Origin of the sequence: Micromonospora sp. BL4 (genome assembly GCF_003667505.1) — a bacterium.
Lineage (GTDB): Bacteria > Actinomycetota > Actinomycetes > Mycobacteriales > Micromonosporaceae > Micromonospora.
Genome location: NZ_RCVJ01000105.1, coordinates 74,843 through 97,103 on the forward strand (window position 1 = coordinate 74,843; position 22,261 = coordinate 97,103).

At 72.6% G+C, this 22,261-nt stretch carries 22 protein-coding genes; 11 read left to right on the forward strand and 11 right to left on the reverse strand.

Annotation, left to right across the window (positions count from 1 at the left end; genetic code table 11):
- Window positions 1-4: 4 nt before the first annotated feature.
- A complete protein-coding gene (locus EAD89_RS10475) occupies window positions 5-1,117 on the reverse strand; it encodes a folate-binding protein YgfZ (RefSeq protein ID WP_121675561.1) in 1,113 nt (370 codons plus the stop codon).
- Window positions 1,114-1,542, reverse strand: coding sequence for a Fur family transcriptional regulator (locus EAD89_RS10480; protein ID WP_121653550.1), 429 nt, complete (start codon window positions 1,540-1,542; stop codon window positions 1,114-1,116). Before EAD89_RS10480 ends, EAD89_RS10475 begins: the two co-directional genes overlap by 4 nt.
- 69 nt (window positions 1,543-1,611) lie before the next feature.
- On the opposite strand from EAD89_RS10480, the gene EAD89_RS10485 reads away from it, so the two are divergent.
- On the forward strand, window positions 1,612-2,493 hold the full coding sequence (locus tag EAD89_RS10485) for an aminotransferase class IV (protein WP_121653549.1): 882 nt from the start codon (window positions 1,612-1,614) through the stop codon (window positions 2,491-2,493).
- 3 nt (window positions 2,494-2,496) lie between these two features.
- Here EAD89_RS10485 and EAD89_RS10490 read toward each other — a convergent pair whose 3' ends face one another.
- Together EAD89_RS10490 and mtfM are read right to left on the reverse strand one after the other, a co-directional pair.
- Window positions 2,497-3,087, reverse strand: a complete 591-nt coding sequence (locus EAD89_RS10490; RefSeq protein WP_121653548.1) for an FABP family protein — start codon at window positions 3,085-3,087, stop codon at window positions 2,497-2,499.
- The gene (mtfM, locus tag EAD89_RS31280) at window positions 3,084-3,188 is read right to left on the reverse strand and encodes a small membrane protein MtfM (RefSeq protein ID WP_030327764.1); all 105 of its coding nucleotides are present in this window, start codon (window positions 3,186-3,188) and stop codon (window positions 3,084-3,086) included. Before mtfM ends, EAD89_RS10490 begins: the two co-directional genes overlap by 4 nt.
- Window positions 3,189-3,200: 12 nt before the next feature.
- Between mtfM and EAD89_RS10495 the strand changes: the two genes are divergently transcribed.
- The 3 genes from EAD89_RS10495 (at window position 3,201) to EAD89_RS10505 (ending at window position 6,074) form a co-directional block, all read left to right on the forward strand.
- Window positions 3,201-3,575 (forward strand): DsrE family protein, encoded by a 375-nt coding sequence (locus EAD89_RS10495; protein ID WP_121653547.1) that lies wholly within the window; start codon window positions 3,201-3,203, stop codon window positions 3,573-3,575.
- 70 nt (window positions 3,576-3,645) lie between these two features.
- Window positions 3,646-4,026 carry an SCP2 sterol-binding domain-containing protein gene (locus tag EAD89_RS10500; RefSeq protein ID WP_121653546.1) on the forward strand — a complete coding sequence of 127 codons (381 nt, stop codon included), beginning with the start codon at window positions 3,646-3,648 and terminating at the stop codon, window positions 4,024-4,026.
- Window positions 4,023-6,074, forward strand: a complete 2,052-nt coding sequence (locus EAD89_RS10505) for a glycogen debranching N-terminal domain-containing protein (protein ID WP_121653545.1) — start codon at window positions 4,023-4,025, stop codon at window positions 6,072-6,074. Before EAD89_RS10500 ends, EAD89_RS10505 begins: the two co-directional genes overlap by 4 nt.
- An 18-nt stretch (window positions 6,075-6,092) precedes the next feature.
- Here EAD89_RS10505 and EAD89_RS10510 read toward each other — a convergent pair whose 3' ends face one another.
- Together EAD89_RS10510 and EAD89_RS10515 are read right to left on the reverse strand one after the other, a co-directional pair.
- Window positions 6,093-6,953, reverse strand: a complete 861-nt coding sequence (locus EAD89_RS10510) for a hypothetical protein (RefSeq protein WP_121675562.1) — start codon at window positions 6,951-6,953, stop codon at window positions 6,093-6,095.
- A 58-nt stretch (window positions 6,954-7,011) separates the two neighbouring features.
- Entirely contained in the window at window positions 7,012-7,524 is a 513-nt protein-coding gene (locus EAD89_RS10515; protein ID WP_121653543.1) for a winged helix-turn-helix domain-containing protein, read from the reverse strand.
- A 200-nt stretch (window positions 7,525-7,724) separates the two neighbouring features.
- Here EAD89_RS10515 and EAD89_RS10520 point away from each other — a divergent pair, with 200 nt between their 5' ends.
- The gene (locus EAD89_RS10520; RefSeq protein WP_121675563.1) at window positions 7,725-12,104 is read left to right on the forward strand and encodes a S8 family serine peptidase; all 4,380 of its coding nucleotides are present in this window, start codon (window positions 7,725-7,727) and stop codon (window positions 12,102-12,104) included.
- A gap of 67 nt (window positions 12,105-12,171) precedes the next feature.
- On the opposite strand, the gene EAD89_RS10525 is transcribed toward EAD89_RS10520, so the two are convergent.
- The 5 genes from EAD89_RS10525 to EAD89_RS10540 all read right to left on the reverse strand — a co-directional run bounded on the left by EAD89_RS10525 (window position 12,172) and on the right by EAD89_RS10540 (window position 15,676).
- The gene (locus EAD89_RS10525) at window positions 12,172-12,492 is read right to left on the reverse strand and encodes a DUF1416 domain-containing protein (protein ID WP_074314897.1); all 321 of its coding nucleotides are present in this window, start codon (window positions 12,490-12,492) and stop codon (window positions 12,172-12,174) included.
- 5 nt (window positions 12,493-12,497) lie between these two features.
- The gene (locus EAD89_RS10530; protein WP_121653540.1) at window positions 12,498-13,346 is read right to left on the reverse strand and encodes a sulfurtransferase; all 849 of its coding nucleotides are present in this window, start codon (window positions 13,344-13,346) and stop codon (window positions 12,498-12,500) included.
- A 207-nt stretch (window positions 13,347-13,553) separates the two neighbouring features.
- On the reverse strand, window positions 13,554-13,631 hold the full coding sequence (locus EAD89_RS31345; protein ID WP_310503780.1) for an Ms5788A family Cys-rich leader peptide: 78 nt from the start codon (window positions 13,629-13,631) through the stop codon (window positions 13,554-13,556).
- Between the two features lie 96 nt (window positions 13,632-13,727).
- Entirely contained in the window at window positions 13,728-14,516 is a 789-nt protein-coding gene (locus EAD89_RS10535; RefSeq protein WP_121653539.1) for a DUF2993 domain-containing protein, read from the reverse strand.
- Window positions 14,517-14,620: 104 nt separating this feature from the next.
- Window positions 14,621-15,676, reverse strand: a complete 1,056-nt coding sequence (locus EAD89_RS10540) for a hypothetical protein (protein ID WP_121675564.1) — start codon at window positions 15,674-15,676, stop codon at window positions 14,621-14,623.
- Between the two features lie 241 nt (window positions 15,677-15,917).
- Here EAD89_RS10540 and EAD89_RS10545 point away from each other — a divergent pair, with 241 nt between their 5' ends.
- From EAD89_RS10545 to pstA, 6 genes are all read left to right on the forward strand, one after another.
- Complete coding sequence (locus EAD89_RS10545) at window positions 15,918-16,637, forward strand: response regulator transcription factor (protein WP_181518701.1); 720 nt, start codon at window positions 15,918-15,920, stop codon at window positions 16,635-16,637.
- Between the two features lie 154 nt (window positions 16,638-16,791).
- On the forward strand, window positions 16,792-17,655 hold the full coding sequence (locus tag EAD89_RS10550) for a polysaccharide deacetylase family protein (RefSeq protein ID WP_121653537.1): 864 nt from the start codon (window positions 16,792-16,794) through the stop codon (window positions 17,653-17,655).
- Between the two features lie 63 nt (window positions 17,656-17,718).
- A complete protein-coding gene (mshD, locus tag EAD89_RS10555; protein WP_121675565.1) occupies window positions 17,719-18,645 on the forward strand; it encodes a mycothiol synthase in 927 nt (308 codons plus the stop codon).
- Window positions 18,646-18,937: 292 nt separating this feature from the next.
- Window positions 18,938-20,044: a phosphate ABC transporter substrate-binding protein PstS gene (gene pstS, locus EAD89_RS10560; RefSeq protein WP_121653535.1), complete on the forward strand. Its 1,107-nt coding sequence runs from the start codon at window positions 18,938-18,940 to the stop codon at window positions 20,042-20,044.
- A gap of 39 nt (window positions 20,045-20,083) precedes the next feature.
- Window positions 20,084-21,175: a phosphate ABC transporter permease subunit PstC gene (pstC, locus tag EAD89_RS10565; RefSeq protein ID WP_121653534.1), complete on the forward strand. Its 1,092-nt coding sequence runs from the start codon at window positions 20,084-20,086 to the stop codon at window positions 21,173-21,175.
- A complete protein-coding gene (gene pstA, locus EAD89_RS10570) occupies window positions 21,172-22,260 on the forward strand; it encodes a phosphate ABC transporter permease PstA (protein WP_121653533.1) in 1,089 nt (362 codons plus the stop codon). Before pstC ends, pstA begins: the two co-directional genes overlap by 4 nt.
- Window position 22,261: the final 1 nt, after the last annotated feature.

Sequence of the window (22,261 nt, forward strand, 5' to 3'; positions counted from 1 at the left end):
CCGGTCAGGCCGGGTCGATCGCCGCCGCGGTCTCGCCGATCAGCAGCGTCGCGTCCTCCGGGACGTTCCGCTTCAGCACCGCGAGCGCGATCTGGCCCAGCTCGTGGTGCAGCAGGGCGGTGCCGACGAAGCCCACGGCCCGGCCGTCGAGGGTCACCGGCGTGCCGGCGGTCGGCGGCTGGTCGGTGGTCACCCCGTCCAGGTGCAGCAGCACCAGGCGGCGCGGCGGTCGACCCATGTTGTGCACCCGGGCCACCGTCTCCTGCCCCCGGTAGCAGCCCTTGTCCAGGTGCACCGCCGGGCCGATCAGGTCAACCTCCGCCGGAATGGTCCGGTGGTCGGTGTCCACCCCGACCCGGGGCCGACGGGCGGCCACCCGGATCGCCTCGTACGCCCAGAGCCCCGCGACCGGCACGCCCGCGCCGCGCAGTTCCGCCACCACCTGGTCCATCGCCGACCGGGGAACCAGCAGATCCACCCCGAGCGGGCCGCGCCGGGCCCAGCCACCGACCGGCAGCGGTCGTACGTCGTAGCGCACGCTCGCCCGGGGCGGCACGGCGCCGGCGGCGAACTTCGGACCGGGCACCGCGACCAGGTCCGGTGCGGCCAGCCCGGTCACGCCGAGCGTGCCCAGCGCGTCCGTTGCCGCCGGCCCGACCAGCGACAGCAGGGCACGCTCAGCGGTGGCGTCCCGGGGCTCGACCTTGCTGAAGAACCGCATCTTCTCCAGGTACGCGAGCAGGCCGGCGGTCGCGCCCGGCTCGGTGTCCAGCCAGGTGGTCTCGCCGTCCTCGGCGACCAGGGCGTGCTGCTCGACGTGCCCGTGCGGGGAGAGCACCAGCAACTCGGTGCCCTCGCCGGCGGCGAGCGACGCGAGGTGCTGCGAGGTGATCGTGTGCAGCCAACCGGCCCGCTCCTCACCGGGCACCGCGATGATCCCGCGGTGCGACCGGTCGACCAGCCCGACCTCGGTGTCCAGGATGCGCTGTTCGCGCAGCGGGTCGCCGTAGTGCGCGGCCACCCCCCGCACGCCGGCCGCGGCGTGCGCCGGCTCCGGCTGGTCGCGGCTGGCCTCGTCGATGCTCTCGACGGCCACCGCTCCCGCGATGTCGATCATTTCTGGTCCCCGTTCTCGCAGCGTTCGCAGACGCCGAAGAGCGACACGTGCCCGATGTCCACCCGGAACCCCCGTTGCGCGGCCAACTGGTCGGCGAGCGGGCGGAGCAGCTCCGGATCGATCTCGTCGATCGCGCCGCACTCCCGGCAGACCAGGTGGACGTGTTGGTGCTCACCAGCCGCGTGGTAGGTCGGCGAGCCGTGCGAGAGATGGGTGTGGGTCACCAGGCCGAGCCGTTCCAGCAGCTCCAGCGTGCGATAGATGGTGGTGATGTTGACGCCGGCGGCGACCTCCCGGACGGCGGTGTGCACCTGCTCCGGGCTGGCGTGGCCCAGATCGAGCACCGCCTGGAGGACGAGCTGCCGCTGGGCCGTCAGCCGCAGCCCACGGGCCCGGAGCATTTCCGCGAGGGAGGATTCGGACACCGTCCGATCATAGTTCGGCAACCATGCCGACCTTCGCACGCCGACGGACCGCCGCTAGGCTCGACGGTCATGGTGCTGTCGTCCGTCGGGAAGGTCGGGGTCGATACGACCGCGCGGATCGCCGTACTCGGTCGCGGCCGGGTGCCGGCCGGTGGGCCCGTGCTCCGGGGCGACGACCTCGGCGTGCTCCGGGGCGACGGCCTCTTCGAGACAATGCATCTGCGCCAGGGTCGGCCGTGGCTGCGCGACGAGCACCTGGCCCGGCTGGCCGCGGCGGCGGCCGCCTTCGAGCTGCCCCTGCCACCCGCCGCCGCGCTGATCGAGCTGCTCGACACGGTGCGAGCGGGGTGGCCGGCGCAGGTGGAGGGGGCTCTGCGGCTGGTCTGCACCCGGGGCCCCGAGGCCGGCGGCCCGCCGACCGTCTACGCCACCCTGGCCGAGGTGCCGGCGTCGTCCCGCGCGGCCCGCCGGGACGGGATCAGTGTGGCGACCCTGCCGCTGGGGGTGCCCGCCGACGCGCGCACCGGGCTGGACTGGCTGCCGGCCGGGATCAAGTCCACCTCGTACGCGGTCAACAGCGCCGCCCGCCGCTGGGCCCACCGGGCCGGGGTCGACGACGTGCTCTGGATCTCGTCGGACGGGTACGCGCTGGAGGGCCCGACCGCGAACGTGGTGTGGCTCACCGGCGGGACGCTCTGCACCGTGCCGGCCGCCACCACCGGCATCCTGCCCGGTACGACCGCCGCCTGGCTGCTCGGCCACGCCGGCGAGCTGGGCCTGACCGCCGCCGAACGGATGATCACCCCGGCCGAGCTGCACGCGGCGGACGCCATCTGGTTCAGCTCGTCCGTGCGCGGGCTCGCCGAGGTCCACACCCTGGACGGGGTGCGCCGCGACCGGTCCCCGCGCACCCCCGCCCTGCACGCCCTGCTGGGTTTCCCCGTTGCCTGAGGGTCAGCCGCCGACCCGGACGAGCCGGGCGGAGAGGTGGGCGCTGAGCGGGTGCCCCATCGCCGCCATCTCCTGGGCGTAGAGCAGCGCGCCCTCGACGATGCCGAAGAGCCGGTGCCCGCCGGTGACCTCCTTGGCGGTCGCCGTCCGGACCACCGCGTCGGTGGCGAACTCGACCTGGGTGCCGGTGCGCTTGCCGAGGTGCAGCTCCATCACCCCGGACGGAGTGGTCAGGAGGGCCTCCAGCTCGTCGGTGGCGCGGCCGTCCACCAGCACCGGCCGCCACCAGCCGACCTCGCGCCCGGCCGGACGGACCGGCTGGCTCCGCTCGTCGAGGATCCAGGCCCGCGACTCGTAGTGCAGGAACGGCCGGCCGTCGTGGCTGATCCGGATCTCCTGCGCGTAGTCGAAGTCCTCGATGGTGGGGAAACCACCCTTGCCCCGGCCGCGCCACAGCCCGATGTAGGGCAGCAGGCCGTCCAGTGCCGGGTGCAGCTTCGGCCCGACCCGCAGGTCGTGGCTCTCCTCGAACGGGTACTCCTCGACCGGCGGCGCGTTCAGCCACGGGGGCTGCAGCGGGTTCTCGTCGCTCACCAGCGTCCTCTCGAAATGCGTACGGCGAGGTAGACCAGGCCACCGGCGAGGCCGCCCAGGCCGGCGACCAGCAGGCTGACGAACCCGATCTCGGTAACCATCCCGGCCATCCTATGCTGGGCCTCATGGCCCGCACTCTCGTCGTCAAGGCCACCGCGGGGGCGGACGCCCCGGAGCGGTGCGCACAGGCGTTCACGGTCGCCGCGACCGCGGTCGCTGCCGGGGTGGACGTGTCGCTCTGGCTGACCGGCGAGTCGACCTGGTTCGCGCTGCCCGGCCGCGCCCAGGAGTTCGAGCTGCCACACTCGGCGCCGCTGGCCGAGCTGCTGCACGTCATCCTGACCAGTGGCAGGGTGACCGCCTGTACCCAGTGCGCGGCCCGTCGGGAGATCGGACCGGACGACGTGCTGCCCGGCGTCCGGATCGCCGGCGCCGCGGTCTTCGTGGAGGAGGCCCTGGCCGAGGGAGCGCAGGCGCTGGTCTACTGACCGGCGGCGCGACTCGGGGCGGAGTACGGATACCGACCCGACAACTCGGACAGCTGCCTACGATTCGGGTGTGACCGAGGTGACGGAGAGGTTCTTCGCATCACTGCCGGCGCGCGCCCCCGAGGTCCTCGGTGGTCTGGCAGACGGGACCCTTCAGATCGAGCTCACCACCGGCGACCTGACCGAGCACTGGCTGGTCCGGATGCGGCCGGGATTTGTCCAGGTCGGCCGGCACCGGGGGCCGGCCGACGCCATCTGGTACAGCAGCGCCGTCCTGTTCGACCGGCTGGTGACGGGCGAGGCCCAGGGGGTCGCGGCGGTACTGCGCAACGAGAGCACGTTCAGCGGAAACGTGGTGCTCTTCCTGGCCTTTCGCCGGTTCTTCCCGGACCCGCCGGGCACCCGCGACCCGCGCGAGGTGGCCCGGGAGCAGGCCGGGCGGCGGGCGTGAAGGATCTGGTCAGCATCCTGGACGGCAACACCTTCCTGGTCAGCGACCGGACGGGAGACATCGAGCCGTCCTACGACTTCCCGACCGGGCTGTTCTCCTTCGACACGCGTTTCCTGTCCAACTGGGTGCTGACCCTGGACGGCGAGCGGCTGCACGCCCTCTCGATGGACGACGCCGAGTCGTACCGGACCCGGTTCTTCCTGGCCCCCGGTGAACCGACGCACTACCTGGACGCCAAGGCGTCGGTGATTCGCAACCGGGCGATCGTGGGCAGCTTCCAGGAGCAGCTGACTGTCCTCAACCATGCTGGCGAGGAGGTCGAGTTCACCGTCCGGATCGAGATGGCGGCCGACTTCGCCGACCTGTTCGAGATCAAGAACGCCCGGCAGAAGCGGGGGCGGACGACCGTCTCGACTGCCGACAACGAGCTGCGGCTGACCTACCGACGGGAGGCGTTCCACCGCGAGACGGTGATCAATTCGAGTGCACCGGCATCGGTCGACGCCTCCGGGATGACCTTCCAGATCCGGGTGCCGCCGAACAGCGAATGGACCACCACCCTGCACGTGTCCACCATCGTCTACGGGGCCCGGGGGGAGGACATCCGGGCCACCCTGCCGTACGGCGGCAGCCGTAGCGCGGACGCCATCCGCGCCGAGCAGCAGGAGCTGATCGACCGCGCGCCGAAGCTCGGCTGCGACTGCGAGCCGTTGGCCGGGGCGTACCGGCGCAGCCTCAACGACCTGGCCGCGCTGCGCTACGAGTCGATCGCCCTGGGCGTGCGGCTGCTCGCCGCCGGGCTGCCCTGGTTCATGACCCTGTTCGGCCGGGACAGCATCATCACCTCGTTGCAGGTGCTGCCGTTCCTGCCGGAGCTGATCCCGCCGACCATCGTGATGCTGGCCGGTTTGCAGGGGCACCGGGTGGACGACTTCCGCGACGAGGAGCCGGGCAAGATCCTGCACGAGCTGCGGTACGGGGAGACCGCCGGTTTCGAGGAGCAGCCACACTCGCCGTACTACGGGTCGGCCGACTCGACGCCGCTGTTCATCATCCTGCTCGACGAGTACGAGCGCTGGACCGGCGACACCCAACTGGTCCGGCGGTTGGAACCGCACGTGCGAGCGGCGCTGCGGTGGATCGACACCTACGGCGATCTGCTCGGCACCGGCTACCTCTGGTATCAGACCCGCAACCCGGAGACCGGCCTGCAGAACCAGTGCTGGAAGGATTCCTGGGACGGCATCTCGTACGCCGACGGTCGGATGCCCGGCTTCCCCCGAGCCACCTGCGAGATGCAGGGCTACGCGTACGACGCGAAGATCCGGGCCGCCCGGTTGGCCCGGACGTTCTGGGGAGACCCGGCCTACGCCGACCGGCTGGAGCGGGAGGCGGCCGCCCTCAAGCAGCGGTTCAACCACGACTTCTGGATCGCCGACCGCGAGTACTACGCGCTCGCCCTGGACGCCGACGGCCGGCAGGTCGACGCGCTGTCGTCGAACATCGGGCACCTGCTCTGGAGCGGCATCGTCGACGAGTCCCGGGCCGGCAAGGTGGTCGAGCACCTGCTCGGGCCGCGACTGTTCTCCGGCTGGGGGGTGCGGACCCTCGCCGAGGACCAGAGCCGGTACAACCCGATCGGCTACCACGTGGGCACCGTCTGGCCGTTCGACAACTCGATCATCGCCTGGGGCCTGTGGCGGTACGGCTTCCGCGAAGAGGCCGGGCAGATCTGCGACGCGATGCTGGCCGCCTCCCGCTACTTCGGCGGACGGCTGCCGGAGGCGTTCGCCGGCTACGCCCGTAATCTCACCGACTATCCGGTGGAGTATCCGACCGCGTGCAGCCCGCAGGCCTGGTCGACCGGCACCCCGTTGCTGCTGCTGCGCGTGATGCTGGGGCTGGAGCCGCAGGGCGAACATCTGATCATCGATCCGGCCGTACCAGCGGGAATGGGCCGGATCGAGTTGCTGGACATTCCCGGCCGGTGGGGCCGGGTCGACGCGCTGGGCCGCAGTCGCGACCCGGAGGAGCCGCTGGGCCGGTGACCCTGGCGAACGCCGGGCTCAGTCGGGGCAACCCACGGTGGCGGCCAGCCGGGCGGCGTCCGGGGTGAGGTCGGCCAGCACCGTGACCGGGCCGGCGCGGTACGCGTACACCGGGGGGTCGTCCAGCAGCGGGGCATCGCCGGCCAACGAGGTGAGCCCGCCCGCGGAGCCGGCCGCGCCGGGGCCGGGGGTGGACCGCGCGGTACGGGCCAGCACGCCGCCCGGGCAGGGCGCGGTGACCACCTCCGGCGCGGCATCGGCGGGCCGACCGAGCGCTCGAAGCGCGGCCGTCAGGGCGGCGGCCTCCGGCCCGGCGTCGGTGACCGGCGACGGGGCGTAGCCGGAGCCGACCGGCCGGCAGCCGGTGTCGACGGTCAGGCGGATCCGACCGTCCCCGGTCGGCCGGCCCTCGACGGCGACGAACTCCCCGGCGTCGGCGCGCAGCTCCGGGCCGTCCAGCCCGGGCCCGACCCCGGCCTGCCAGCTCGTGGGGAGTCGATCGGCGATCCCGGACAGCACGTCCCGCTCGGTGCCGACGGCCGCGAGCACACCGACCTCACGCCGCAGCCGGGCGCCGTCGGCGAACGGGGTGACGCGGCAGCCCGACTCGACCCGCGCCGGCCCCAGCTCCAGCAGCCCGGCCGCGCCGGACGCCCGGGCCAGTTCCCCGACCGCCCGGTCGACCACCGGACCGGCCTGGTCGAGGGAGCGCTGCTCGCGCACGGTCGGTGGGTCGTCGCGGACCGACGTCCAGACGAGCACGGTCAGCAGTACGGCCCAGACCGCGGTCGCGACCAGCAGCCAGCGCCGCCGCCGGGCAGGTGCCGGGGCGGCGGGACCGGTCGACGGGGTCCACCCCGTCCGGACAGCTCCGCTCACGCGGCCATGGTGTCACGGGCGGCCCGGCGGCGATCGGCGGCGTCGGGCGCACCCACGGTCAGGCGGTCCGCGGCGGCGGATCGATGCGGTAGCCGACCCCCCGTACGGTGTGTACCCGCGGCCCACCCGGCAGGCTGCGCAACTTGTGCCGGAGACGCTTGACGGCGGAGTGCAGGATCGCGGTGTCGCCCAGGTACGCGCCGTTCCAGACGGCGGCGAAGAGCTGTTCGTAGCTCCACACCACCAGCGGCGGCCCGATCAGCCGGGCGAGCAACTCCCGCTCGGTGCGGGTGAGCGGGAGCGGATCGCCGCGCCAGGTGACGAGGTGCCCGGCACGGTCGACGACCAGCTCACCCCAGCTGATCAGCCCGTGCCGGGCCGGGGGTGGGTCGACCGGCGCGACGGCCAGAGCCGTGTCCTCCGGTGGCGACGGGAACAACATCGCGCGCAGCTCGTCCAGGTCGGCGCAGCTCACCACCGGGCCGACCCCGTCGAGCTGGCGCACCACCCGCTGCCGCATCGCGACATCGGCACTCACGCAGACGACGATCGGGACCTCTTCACCGGACACGCAGCCTCCACCCGCACCAACCGTATTGAGCGTGACTTCCACCGAAGATAGTGACGTATACCGATGGGTTGTGGGGGGCGGACCCACAGTCAGGAATACGCCACGTCACTGACCAGGCACCGACCGACGTTATGCATTGAGCACCGTCAGCGTGGTGCGTCGTCCCGGACAGATCGGGACCCGTGACGTGGGGAGGAAAAGTGTTCCGACCATCATCCATCAGGTCCGCTCTCCGGCGGACCGCCGTGGCCTGCACAGCGGTCCTGCTGGGCCTGACCGCCCAGCCCGCGGTCGCCGCCCCGGCCCCGCCCGCCCCGGCCCGGGCCAGTGTGGATCAGCGGCTGCTCCGCCAGCTCGACGCGACGGGCAGCGCGAGCTTCCTGGTCTACCTGCGGGACACCGCACCGGTGGCACAGACCGCCAAGCTGCCCGACCCGGACGACCGGGCCCGGGAGGTGCACCGGCTGCTCACCACGACCGCCGAGCGCACCCAGCGCGACCTGCGCTCGCTGCTGACGACCCGCAAGGCGCCGCACACCGCCTACTGGATCGCCAACGCGGTGCGGGTGACCGGCAAGCGCAAGCTGGTCGAGGAGATCGCCAAGCGCCCCGAGGTGGCCCGGATCGAACCCGTCCGCAGCTACCCGCTGGTGCGCCCGACCCCGGCCGCCGGCAGTCGCGCCGGCACCAACGGCGCCGAGTGGGGCCTTGCCAACATCAACGCGCCGCAGGTGTGGAGCGAGTTCGGCGACCGCGGCGAGGGCGTGGTGGTCGCCAGCATCGACAGCGGAGTCCAGTACGACCACCCGGCGCTGGTCGGGGCGTACCGGGGCAACCTCGGCGGCGGCACGTTCGACCACGACTACAACTGGTACGACCCGGCCGAGGTCTGCCCGAGCGCGGCACCCTGCGACAACAACGACCACGGCACCCACACCACGGGGACGATGGTCGGCGACGACGGCGCCGGCAACCAGATCGGCGTCGCCCCGGGCGCCCGATGGATCGCCGCGAAGGGCTGCGAGAGCACCTCCTGCTCCGACGCGTCCCTGCTCGCCGCCGGCCAGTGGGTCCTGGCCCCGACCGACCTGGCCGGGCAGAACCCCCGCCCCGACCTGCGCCCCGACGTGGTGAACAACTCCTGGGGCGGCGCCGGCGGTGACCCGTGGTACCAGCAGACCGTCGCGGCCTGGCGGGCGGCCGGCATGTTCCCGGTCTTCTCCGCGGGCAACGACGGGCCCGCCTGCGGCAGCGCCGGTTCCCCCGGCGACAACCCCGGCGCGTACGCGGTCGGCTCGTACGACGTCGACAACGCCATTTCCGACTTCTCCGGTCGCGGCGACGCCACCGACCCGAACGCCTACAAGCCGAACGTCGCCGCCCCGGGCAGCAACGTGCGATCGAGCGTCCCGGGCAACGGGTACGCCGCCTTCGACGGCACCTCGATGGCCGCGCCGCACGTCTCCGGCACGGTCGCGCTCGTCTGGTCCGCGGCACCGAGCCTGAAGGGCGACATCGCCGCCACCGAAGAGCTGCTGGACCGGACCGCCCGCGACGTCGACGCCATCACCTGCGGGGGCACCGCCGCCGACAACAACGTCTTCGGCGCGGGGCGGCTGGACGCGTACGCGGCGGTGCGGACCGCCCCGCGCGGCCCGGTCGGTCGGCTGGTGGGCGTCGTGAGCGCAGCGGCCGACGGCGACCCGATCGCCGGCGCGACCGTCGGCGACGGCACCCGCAGCGTCACCACCGGCCCGGACGGTCGGTACGCGCTCACCGTGCCGGCCGGCGAGGCCACGGTCACCGTCAGCGCGTACGGCTACGCCGGGCAATCGACCACCGTCACCGTCGCCGAGGGCGGCGCGGTCACCCGGGACTTCGCCCTCGTGGCGAACCCGACGGTCACGGTCAGCGGCCGGGTCACCGACGGCTCGGGACACGGTTGGCCGCTCTACGCCCGGATCGAGGTCGCCGGCCGGCCCGGCGGCCCGGTCTTCACCGATCCGGCCACCGGGCGGTACTCGGTCACCGTCCCGGGCAACACCGGGCACCGGCTCACCGTGGCCGTCCGCTACCCCGGCTACCGGGAGGTCACCCGGGACGTGGTGGTGGGAGACGGGCCGGTGACGGCCGACTTCGCGGTGCCGGTCGAGCCGGCCTGCACCGCGCCCGGGTACACCGGCAGCTTCGGTACGCCGCTGCTGAGCGAGAGCTTCGACGGCACCGACGCCCCGTCCGGCTGGACGGTGCGCAACCGCACCGGGGACGGTGGCTGGACCTTCAACGACCTCGGCGAACGGGGCAACCTCACCGGGGGCACCGGCGCATTCGCGGTCGTCGACAGCGATCGGCTCGGCTCCGGCAGGACCCAGGACACCGACCTGGTGACTCCGACGCTCGACCTGAGCGCCGCCCCGGCGCCGGTGCTGCGCTTCCGCAGCGACTGGCGCGCGGTCGGCATCAGTGACACCGCCGACGTGGACGTCTCCACCGACCGCGGCAGCACCTGGACCACCGTCTGGCACCAGACCAGCAGCCGACGGGGGCCGCGGGTCGAGGAGGTGCCGCTGGGCCCGGCGGCCGGCGCGTCCGGCGTCCAGGTCCGGTTCCGCTTCCACGGCACCTTCGCCTGGTGGTGGGAGGTGGACGACGTGCAGGTGGTCAACCGCGACTGCGCAGCCTCGCCCGGCGGGTTGGTCCTCGGTACGACCACCGACCGCAACACCGGCACGCCTCTCAACGGGGTCACGGTGGAGAGCGCCGACCGGTCGGAGGACCGTGGGATGTCGGCGGCGACGCCGGAGGACCCGGACCTGCCGGACGGCTTCTTCTGGCTCTACTCGGGGCTGACCGGGGCGCGCCCGTTCACCGCCAGCCGACCCCCGTACCGGGCGGTGACGAAGACCGTGACCGTGGTGGCCGACGACGCCCGCCGGGTGGACCTCTCGTTGACCGCCGGGCGGCTCGCCGTCACTCCGGCCGGCGTCGAGTCGTACCAGCCGTACGGCAGCACCCGGACCACGAAGGTGACGGTGCGCAACACCGGCACGGCGGCCGCCACCGTCGACCTGGTGGAACGCGACGGGCGGTTCCAGCCGCTGTCCAGGGCCGGCGCTCCGCTGCGGGAGCAGAAAATGAAGGGAATCAGCAAGGCCCGGACCGGCGGCGCGTACGGCGGGGCGGACCCCGAGGCCGCGCCACGGGCGGAGGACGCCTGGGCCGGAATCGCCGACCTGCCGGCGGCGATCTACGACAACGCGGCGGCCAACCTGGACGGCATGGTCTACTCCGTCGGCGGTGGTGGCGGCACCGGCCTGGAGCGCAAGGCCTGGCGGTACGACCCCGCCGTGGACGCCTGGTCCGCGCTGCCCGACCTGCCGACCGCCCGGTCCAAGCCGATGGCGGCCGCGGTGGGCGGCAAGCTGTACGTGCTCGGCGGCTGGGACCCCGATGAGGACACGGTCGCCTCGGTGGACGTGTTCGACCCGACTGCCGGCAGTTGGCGCACCGTGCCGGGGGCGACCAACCCGTTCCCGGCGGCGGCGGCCGGTCAGGCGGTGGCCGGCGGGAAGGTGTACCTGGTCGGCGGTTGCCTCGACGGCGCCTGCACCGACTCGGACCGGCTGGTCGTCTTCGACCCGGCGACCGGCGCGTTCCGCACCGGCGCGTCCTACCCGCACCGGGTCTCCTGGCTCTCCTGCGGCGGCATCGGCAGCGCGGTGTACTGCGCCGGCGGCACGGGCAGCACCGAGTACACCGACGCCTACCGGTACGACCCGGCGGCGGACGCGTGGAGCCCGCTGCCGAACCTGCCCGTGGACCTGTGGGGTTCCCAGTACGCGGCGGCCGGTGGCCTGCTGGTGCTGGCCGGCGGCGTGACCGCGGCGTCGACCGCGGTGACCAACCGGACCATCGCGTACGACCCGGCGGCCGGCAACTGGCGGGACCTGCCCAACGCCGGGTTCGGTCGGTACCGGGGCGCCGGCGCCTGCGGCGCGTACCGGATCGGCGGCTCGCCGTCCTCGTTCGTCGGGTCGGCGGACAGCGAGCGACTGCCCGGCCTGGAACTCTGTGCCGGGGAGGCCGACCTGCCCTGGCTGTCCACCGCCCCGAGCAGCTTCACCCTGGCCCCGGGCGCGTCCCGGACGGTCACCGTCAAGCTGCGCGCCACCGCGGCGGTCGACGTGGCCCAACCGGGCGCCTACGCCGGCGAGTTGGGCGTCGCGTCGGACACGCCGTACCCCGTGCCGGCGCTGTCGGTGACGATGAACGTGTCACCGCCGCCCAGCTGGGGCAGGGTCCAGGGCACCGTGACCGGGGTGACCTGCGGCGGCCTGACCGTCGGGATCCCGGCGACGGTCCGGGTCAACCTGGTCGGCAGCACCACCGGCCACACCCTGACCGCCAACACCCAGGGCAGGTACGCCTGGTGGCTGCCGAAGGGCCGCTACGAGGTGATCGTGGCCAGGGACGGCTGGGTGCCGGAGGCGCGGCGCACCCGGATCAGGGCGGGCATCGTCGACACGCTCGACTTCGAACTCGACCCGGTCTCGTCCTGCACGAGAGCCACCGGCATCTGATCCGGAAACGGCCGGGGCCGGTCACCCGCGAGGGTGACCGGCCCCGGGCCGATCAGAGGGTGAGTTGTCAGGCGACGGTGACGCTGACCTCGTTGATGCCCCGGCCGGCGGTGACGGCGGTGTCGCCGTTGCCGTGCCGGGAGAGCGCCCGCAGCGTCCAGGCACCCGGCGCGGCGAAGAACCGGAACTGGCCGGCCGCCGAGGTGACCACCTCGGCCGTGAACTCACCGGTCGAGTCGAGCAGCCGGACGTACGCGCCCGGCACGGCCTCGTCGGCCGCCGAGCGGACGACGCCCGTGATCACGGTTTCCTTCTCCAGGTCCAGGCTGGCCGGCAGCGGCGCGGCCTGGTCCGGTGCAGCGCAACCCGCAGCGGTGGGAGCGGTCATGGGAATCAGGCCTCCCCGGGCTCGTCGCCGAGCGCGACCGGCACGCCGACCAGCGAGCCGTACTCGGTCCAGGAACCGTCGTAGTTCTTGACGTTGCGGTGGCCGAGCAGCTCCTGAAGCACGAACCAGGTGTGCGAGGAGCGCTCACCGATCCGGCAGTAGGCGATGGTCTCCTTGCCGTCGTCGAGGCCGGCGTCGCCGTAGATCTTGCGGAGCTCGTCGTCGGACCGGAAGGTGCCGTCCTCGTTGGCCGCCTTGGACCAGGGGACGCTGATCGCGGTGGGGATGTGACCGGCCCGCTGCGCCTGCTCCTGTGGCAGGTGGGCGGGGGCGAGCAGGCGACCGGCGAACTCGTCGGGGCTGCGCACGTCGACCAGGTTCTTGGTGCCGATCGCGTCGACGACCTCGTCGCGGAAGGCCCGGATGGAGGTGTCCGGCTCCTGCGCGACGTACTGCGTCGCCGGGCGGGTCACCGTCTCGGTGACCAGCGGACGGGCGTCCAGCTCCCACTTCTTGCGACCGCCGTCGAGCAGCTTCACGTCGCGGTGGCCGTAGAGCTTGAAGTACCAGTAGGCGTACGCGGCGAACCAGTTGTTGTTGCCGCCGTACAGGATGACGGTGTCGTCGTTGCTGATGCCCCGCTCGGAGAGCAGCGCCTCGAACTGGGTCTTGTTGACGAAGTCCCGGCGGACCTGGTCCTGGAGGTCGGTCTTCCAGTCGATCTTGATCGCACCGGCGATGTGGCCGGTGTCGTAGGCCGAGGTGTCCTCGTCGACCTCGACGAAGACGACGCCCGGGGCGTCGAGGTTCTTCTCGGCCCACTCGGCCGAAACGAGTGCGGTGTCGCGACTCATCGAATCACTCCCTGGTGAGGATGGATGGTGAGCCAACGCGCGAGATCGATGGATTCAACTGTCGCACCACGCGCGGGACCCAGCGGAAGGACGGGATCACGGGTTCGTGCGACGGCGCCGCTGCCGGGCTTTCGGTGGGATCACCGGAGGGTACGAGAACCCTGCGTGCCGGTGGCCGCCGTCAGGCGGCCGGAAACAGCCCCGCCGTCAGATGACGGGGCGACACAGGCAGGTGGCCACGCGGCACAGGTCGACCGCGCGCCGTTTGGTGAGGTGGGTCCCCATGGCCAGGGAGCCTACCAGCCAGTGACCGGGCTGCCACCAGGCCGACCAGCATCCGGGAATCACCTGAGGGCCGGCAGCACAGCGCCGGCGGGCCGCTCAACCGGCGGAGTTGATGGGCACGTTCTTCGCGTCGGCGGTGACCGCCAGCCCCTCGGGCAGCGGCCGGACCTCCCGGACGGCCAGCTGGAACGGCAGGTCGGGCAGGGGCACGTCGACGGAGATGCCCTTGGCGTAGTTGTTCAGCAGAGTGCGGGCCAGCGGCAGGTTGGGCAGGCCCGCCGCGTCCAGATCGTTGAACCGCAGGGCGACGGCGCCGCTCTCGGCGACGGTGACGTCGGCGGTGCCGCTGACGGTGAGCTTCTGGCCGAGGATGTCGACCGGAGCGGTGACGGCGAGCTTGCCGCCCTGCTCGCCGAGGGTGAGCCCGGGTCGGTCCAGCAACGCGGCGAGACTGTCGTAGCTGATCGTGCCGGTGCCGTTGACGGTGTCCGCCACGACGTCGCCCCGCCCGGTGCGCAGAGTGTCCAGCGACGCCCGCACGTTACGGGCGTCCACGTCCAGCACCGGCAGCCGCACGGCGTCGCCCTCCACCGAGGCCTGCACGTCCCGCAGCTTGATGGAGATCCGCTGGTAGCGGCCGTCGAGCACCTGCGTGAGGAACGGAGTCCCGCCGACCTGAACGTCGGGCTCGGCGGACTGCGCGCCCTGCTTGGTGACCTCCTGGCTCACCCGGTCGGCGATGGCCCGCTCGGCCACCCCGACCGCCACCCGATCGGCGATCACCAGCAGCACCGCCACCACCACGAGCAGGACGACCAGGCCGACGAGCAGCTTGCGGCCGCGCCGTCGGGGACGGGCCTCGTCCGCCGGATACTCCTGGGCCACGCCGCCTCCTGTCCCCGCCCGCCGCGGTGCGACGGGCCGTCCTTACCGGTGCCGCCGGGCGGCGCACCCGTAGGTACCCGACCTGCTCCGGGCTCAACCGTGACTCAGAGGAAGAGCATGCACATGGCGTACGCGGCCGGAGCGGCCAGGGCGAAGCCGCCGAGCGGACCCTGCATGTGCCGGGCGACCCACATGGTGGGTGGTTCGCCGGCCATCAGTCGGCCCGCCTCGGCGTACCCGACGGCGAGGTCGGAGAGCACGGCGGTGACCGCCGCGACCAGGCCGATCACCGCGGCCCGCGTGGGCGTGAAGGGCGCCACCAGGTAGCTGCCGAGAACCGCGCTGACCAGCGTGCCGATCATCGCGCCGACGACCACGCCGGCGGCGCCCCGGGGAACCTGCGGTGCCAGCCGGGGCCACGGCAGCACAGCGTCGGTGAGCCGGGCGACGGTCAGCGCGACTCCGCTCGCGGTGAGGCAGACCGTGATCGCCTGGGTGCCGGCCGGGATCCGGCTGAGCACGATCAGGGTGCCGAAGGCCACCACCCCGACCACGATGAGCAGAGTGGCGCCGAGCGAGTCGGTGACCCGGACCCGGTCGACCCGGCGGACCAGCTGGCCGAGCACCGCGGCGAGGAACCCGCCGACGGCCAGGTAGCCCAGCGGCGCCAGGCCGGCGATGTCGGTCTGCACCGCGGCGATGTCGACGACCGCGGCGACCGCGGCGCTGATGCCGGCGACCAGCAGCAGCGCGGGTGGGCGCATGGCCATCGTCCAGGCGAGCACGAACAGCAGCTGGACGCCGAAGATGATGAAGGCGAACGGCAGCCGGTGACCCGGGCCCGAGGTCTGGGCGCCGAGCACCAGGCCGACACCGAGCAGCGCCGCGAAGCCGGCGATCGTCAGCGCGAGCGGGCGGCGCACCTCGACCGGGGGTACGACCTCCTCCTCCGGCTCGTCGACGTCGTCCTCGGAGCGGCGGGCCGGCTCCCCGGCTCGGCGGGCACGGCGAGGCCCACCCCGTTCACGGCGTTCGCCGTCGGTGACGGGTGGGCCCGTGCGCGGCGCGGGCGGGTGGCCACGGGTCGGCGCGGCCGGGCCCGGGCGGGGCCCGTCGGGCCACGATTCGCGGCCGGCGTCGGGCGAGGTGGAGGGAAACACGCCCCGATCGTGCCAGACCGACCGCCCGACGCGGTGGTCACGGGTTTCAGCAGCGTTAAAACCTGCGCCACGATCAGGGGCAAGGTGGACAAACGGGAAACGATCCGAGGGCCCGACCGAGGCGATCAGTTACGCTCAACCCGCTACCCGCCCGTCAGCGACGCCGGGACCACGCAAATTTCTCAGCGCACTTTCCGCAAGTGTGTCTGGTCGCGTGCGGCCCCGCGCCGCCGGGACGGAGGTGATCGTGGAGATCCTGCTGCTGGTGACCGCACGCGCAGGGGAACCGTCCGCTGTGCTGCCGGCGCTCGACTTGCTGCCGCACTCGGTCCGCACCGCGCCGCGCGACGTCCGCACCCTGGTCGCCGGCCCCAGCCCGGACGCGGTGATGGTGGACGCCCGGTCCGAGTTGAGCGAGGCCCGCGCGACCTGTCGAATGCTGCACGCCACCGGGCTCGGCGTGCCGCTGGTCGCGGTGGTGACCGAGGCCGGCCTGATCGCGTTGAACGCCGACTGGGGCGTCGACGACGTCATCCTCGCGTCGGCCGGCCCCGCCGAGGTGGAGGCGCGGCTGCGGCTCGCGGTGGGCCGGCTGAGCAACGCGACCGCCGGCGCCGGCGGCTCGATCCGGGCGGGAGAGCTGACCATCGACCCGGACACCTACGCCGCGAAGCTGAAGGGACGGCCGCTCGATCTCACCTACAAGGAGTTCGAGCTGCTGAAGTTCCTGGCGCAGCACCCGGGCCGGGTGTTCACCCGCGACCAGCTGCTGCGCGAGGTCTGGGGGTACGACTACTTCGGCGGCACCCGGACGGTGGACGTGCACGTCCGGCGGCTGCGCGCCAAGCTCGGCTCCGAGTACGAGTCGATGATCGGCACCGTCCGCCAGGTGGGTTACAAGTTCGTCGTTCCGCCGTCGCGGTCGCTGCCCGAGGCGGAGCACGCGCCACTGCCCGTCTGACCCCAGGTCACTCGGGGGCGATTTCCCGTATGCCCTTTTTGCGCAGCTCGTCAGCTCTATTCTGACTGCCGGGTTTGTCGGAGAAAGGGGCGACGGTGCGCGCAGTGACCACGGGGGCGACGGGCCGGCGTGACCGGCCAGCCGGGCGGAAGCCGTGACGCGGGTCAACTCGACCGTCCGGGCAGCGGGCATCGTGACGTTGGTGGTGGCAGCCCTGCTCGGCACGGCGTACCTGCTGGGCCGCAGCCTCGTCCCCGACCAGCCCCAGCGGCAGGCCACCGGGGTCACCGCGGACGAGCCGCACTACGCCGACCAACCCACCGGCGACGAGCCGAGCGGGGCCCCGACCGCGGATCACAGCGGCGGCCCCACCGAGTCCGGCCAGGACGGGTCGGGGCGGGACGCCCAGGGTGACCAGCTGTTCGGAGCGCACTCCACCACCGGCACCGAACGGCTCGCGCTGACCTTCGACGACGGGCCGGACCCGCGCTACACCCCGCAGGTCCTCGCCACGCTGCGCGAGTTCGACGTCAAGGCCACGTTCTGCGTGGTGGGCGAGAACGCCCAGTACCACCCCGATCTGATCCAGGAGATCGTGGCCGACGGGCACACGCTGTGCAACCACTCCTGGCACCACGACGTCACGCTGGGCAACCGGTCGGCCGACATGATCCGTGCCGACATGCTGCGGACCAACGAGGCGATCCGGGCAGCGGTGCCCGACGCGCCGATCGTCTGGTACCGCCAGCCCGGCGGCGCCTGGACCTACCCCGTGGTGTCGGTGGCGCGGCAGCTCGGCATGACTCCGCTGCACTGGTCGGTGGACCCGTCGGACTGGGAGGCACCCGGCGCCGGCAAGATCGCCGCCACGGTCGTCACCCAGGCCGAACCCGGCTCGGTGGTGCTGCTGCACGACGCTGGTGGAGACCGGCAGGGCACGGTGGACGCACTGCGCCGGATCCTGCCCGACCTGACCCAGCGGTTCCAGCTGGAGGCGCTCCCCGACGATCCGACGTGAGCCGGCCCGCGCCGCGGCCGGGGATCTCGGCGAACCGCCGTTTCCGGCGGCTACGGTGACGGGATGAGCAGCGCCGAGCCGACCAGCGATCAGGTGACCCGAACCGACCGACCGACTCCGGCGGAGATCGCCGATGTGCTGGCTCTGGCCCGTTCCGCGGGCGACACCGACGGCGCGGACCCGCTCGACGAACACGTCCTGCTCCGACTGCGCGACCCGGACGCCCCGGCCGTGCACCTGATCGCCCGCGGCGACGACGGCGTTCTCACCGGGTACGCACACCTCGACACCACCGACCCGGTGGGCGGGATCGGGGTGGAGTTGGTGGTGCACCCCGCGTACCGGCGGCGGGGCACCGGGCGGGCGCTGGTCCGGGGCGTGCTCGCCTCCGCCACCGGGCCGCTGCGGGCCTGGGCGCACGGTGACCACCCGTCGGCCGCCGCACTCGCGGTCGACCTCGGGTTCACCCGTGCCCGGGTGCTGTGGCAACTGCGCCGACCACTGGCCGCCCCGCTGACGGACCCGCGACTGCCCGAGGGAGTGGTGCTGCGCGAGTTCCGGCCGGGGGCCGACGACGCCGCCTGGCTGGCCCTCAACGCCCGGGCCTTCGCCGAGCACCCCGAGCAGGGTCGGTGGACCTCGGAGGACCTGCGGGTCCGCCTCGCGGAGCCGTGGTTCGACCCGGCCGGCTTCCTGCTCGCCGAGGAGACCGCCACCGGCCGGCTGCTCGGCTTCCACTGGACCAAGGTGCACGAGCGCCCGGGGTCGGCCCGGATCGGCGAGGTTTACGTGCTCGGCGTGGAGCCGACCGCGCACGGCGGTGGGCTCGGCCGGGCGCTGACCAGCGCCGGGCTGGCGTACCTTCGGGACCGGCGCGGGCTGGACCGGGTGATGCTCTATGTGGACGAGTCGAACACCGGGGCGGTGGCGCTCTACGAGCGGCTCGGTTTCGCGCGCTGGTCCGCGCACATCAACTATCACCTCGGCTGACCGGCGTTCCGCCGCCGAGGGCGGGTCACCGGCGGGTAACGGCCGCGCGTCGGCGAGATAACACCGTACCGGAAATATGACCATACTTCCGACAGGTGTACCCCGGTTCACTTAACGGACAACTCACCCTCAGCGAGCGGTCATCTGGAGGGCCGTACGTGTTCACTTCGCGTTCACTTGCGACCGGCGAACCGGCTACCTGGCACTTCTAACTTTCGTGTCAGCCGGTCAGTGCCGGTTCTCGGGCCCCGGCATCGGGGCGCCAAGTCAGACGCGAAGGGAAACCCCTCAGGTGAAGCTCCAGCGGTACGGCACTATTGCCTGCCTCGCTCTCGCCGCGACGCTCGGCCTCAGTGCATGCGGCTCGGACAACAACGAGCCCGCCTCCGGCGCCAGCGCTTCGGGCTCGACCGCCGCGGTCGACTGCGCAACCGGAACGCTGAACGCCCAGGGCTCGTCGGCGCAGAAGAACGCCATGGCCGAGTGGATCAAGGCGTACCAGCAGAAGTGCACCGGCACCACGATCAACTACGAGCCGACCGGCTCGGGCGCCGGCATCCAGGCGTTCATCGCCGGGACCGCCGACTTCGCCGGCTCCGACTCCGCGCTCAAGCCGGAGGAGCAGCCGCAGGCCGACGCCAAGTGCGTCGGCGGCAAGGCCATCCACCTGCCGATGGTGATCGGCCCGGTAGCCATCGCCTACAACGTCAGCGGCGTGGACAACCTCCAGCTCAAGCCGGCCACCCTGGCGAAGGTCTTCGCCGGCAAGGTCACCAAGTGGGATGACGCGGCGATCAAGGCCGACAACCCGGGCGCCACCCTCCCGGCGACCACCATCCAGACCGTCCACCGTTCGGACGAGTCGGGCACCACCGACAACTTCACCAACTTCCTGTCCAAGACCGCCGAGACCGACTGGACCCTCGGCAAGGCCAAGGCGTGGAAGGCCCCGGGCGGCACCGGTGCCAAGGGCTCGGACGGCGTGGCCAGCTCGGTCAAGGGCGCGGACGGCTCCATCGGCTACATGGAGTGGTCGTTCGCCGAGAACGCCGGCCTGAAGATGGCCAAGATCGGCAACGGCAACGGCGAGTTCGCCGCGCTGACCGCCGAGGCGGCTGGCAAGACCATCGCAGGCGCCAAGGTCGAGGGCCAGGGCGACGACCTGAAGCTGTCGATCGACTACAACACCAAGGAGGCCGGGGCCTACCCGATCGTCCTGGCGACGTACGAGATCGTCTGCAGCAAGGGCCTCGCGGCCGACAAGCTCAAGCTGGTCAAGGGTCTGCTGGGCTACGCCGCCAGCGCCGAGGGCCAGACCTCGCTGACCGACCTGGGCTACGCCCCGCTGCCGGAGACGGTCCGCACCAAGGTCGAGACCGCGGTCAAGAACCTCTCCTGACCCGAACCCACCACCTCCGCAACCGAATCGAGCGAGCAGATGGGTGAAACCCCTCACCGCTCGGCCGACGCCGGCACCGGCGGGACGCGCGTGACCCAGAGTCACGAGTGGCCCGCCGGTGCCTCGGCGCGTGTGGCCGAGGCACCAGTCAGCACCCGTTCCCCGGGCGGCGTCGGGCTGGGCGGCGGCGGCGCGCTGCCGCGCAGCCGGAAATTCGGCGCCGAGCGGGCCTTCCACGGCCTCACCCTGGCCGCCGGCACCGCCGTTCTGGTCATCATCGCCGCCATCGCGATCTTCCTGATCGCCAAGGCGGTGCCGGCCCTGCGGGCCAACACCGAGAACTTCTGGTCCTACGAGGGCTGGTCCCCCAACGAGACGGAGCCGAAGTTCGGCATCGGCACGCTCGCCTTCGGCACCGTGCTCAGTGCGGCGCTGGCGCTGCTCATGGCAGTGCCGGTGGCGCTGGGCATCGCGCTCTACCTCTCGCACTACGCGCCCCGCCGGCTGGGCACCGCGCTCGGCTTCCTGGTCGACCTGCTCGCCGCCGTACCGAGCGTGGTCTTCGGTCTCTGGGGCCGGGACATCTTCGTCAACCCGGTCCGGGACTTCTCGGTCTGGCTGAACGAGTACTTCGGCTGGATCCCGATCTTCGGCGGCGACGGGCCGTTCGGTAAGTCGATCATGCTCGGCGCCCTGGTGCTCGCGATCATGGTGTTGCCGATCATCACGTCGCTCTCCCGCGAGGTGTTCCTCCAGACGCCGACCGCGAACGAGGAAGCCGCTCTCGCCCTGGGCGCCACCCGCTGGGAGATGCTCCGCACCGCGGTGCTGCCCTACGGCCGTCCCGGCATCATCGCCGCGGTGATGCTCGGCCTCGGCCGTGCGCTCGGCGAGACCATCGCCCTGGCCATGACCCTCGGCATCACCTTCGGCATCTCGTTCAACCTGATCCAGAACGGCGGCAACACCATCGCCGCCAACATCGCCAACGCGTTCGGCGAGGCGAACGAGACCGGCCGGGGCGCGCTGATCGCCTCCGGCCTGGTGCTGTTCACCATCACGCTGATCGTCAACATCACGGCGCGGGCGATCATCTACCGCCGCCGGGAGTTCACGGAGTCGGCCGCATGACCACAACCGTCACCTCCCACCGCACCCGTCCGCCGGCCGAGCCCGCCACGCTGCGGGCCAGGCGGCTGCCCTGGTACGCCGCACCGGCCCTCGCCGTGGCGGCCCTGGCGCTCTCCGCCGTGATCGTCTACGGCACCGACATCGGCGGCCCGGTCCTCGTGGTCGCCCTCGGCGCGGTGCTCTACCTGACCGGGCTCTTCGCCGCGGCCAACGCGGTCGAGGGGCGCCGCTCGGCGCGCAACCGCACCTGGAGCGCGCTGATCCACTCCGCGTTCGTGCTGGCGGTCCTGCCTCTCGTGTCGGTGGTGTGGACACTGGTCAGCAAGGGCGCCGAGCGGCTGGACGTCAACTTCTTCCAGACCTCGATGAACAACATCGGGGCCCGGGACGCCAACGGCGGCGCGTACCACGCGATCCTCGGCACGCTGGAGCAGGTCGGCATCGCCACCCTGATCACCGTGCCGCTCGGCATCCTCTGCGCGATCTACATCGTCGAGTACGGCCGGGGCAAGTTCGCCTTCGCGATCAGGTTCTTCGTGGACGTGATGACCGGTATCCCGTCGATCGTCTCCGGCCTCTTCGTGCTGGCGTTCTGGGTGCTGGTCGTGTCGCCGTGGTTCAACGACGGTCGGCCGAGCTTCTCCGGCTTCGCCGCCGCGCTCGCGCTGAGCGTGCTGATGCTGCCGACCATCGTCCGGTCCACCGAGGAGATGCTCCGCCTCGTACCGCCGCCACTGCGCGAGGGCGCCTACGCACTCGGCGTACCCAAGTGGAAGACCATCCTGCGGGTGGTGCTGCCGACCGCGCTCCCCGGCATCGTCACCGGCGTGATGCTCGCCATCGCCCGCGCGGCCGGCGAGACCGCGCCGGTGCTGCTGGTGGCCGGCGGCGGTGCCGCCATCAACGTCAACCCCTTCGAGAACAACCAGTCGTCGCTGTCCCTCTTCGTCTACCAGCAGGCCGGTGACGCGTCGAAGTACGCGCCGGCACGGGCGTGGACGGCGGCACTCACCCTGGTCGCCCTCGTGCTCATCCTGACGATCGCGGCGAAGCTGCTGGCCCGTCGTAACCGGCTCAGCCGATGAA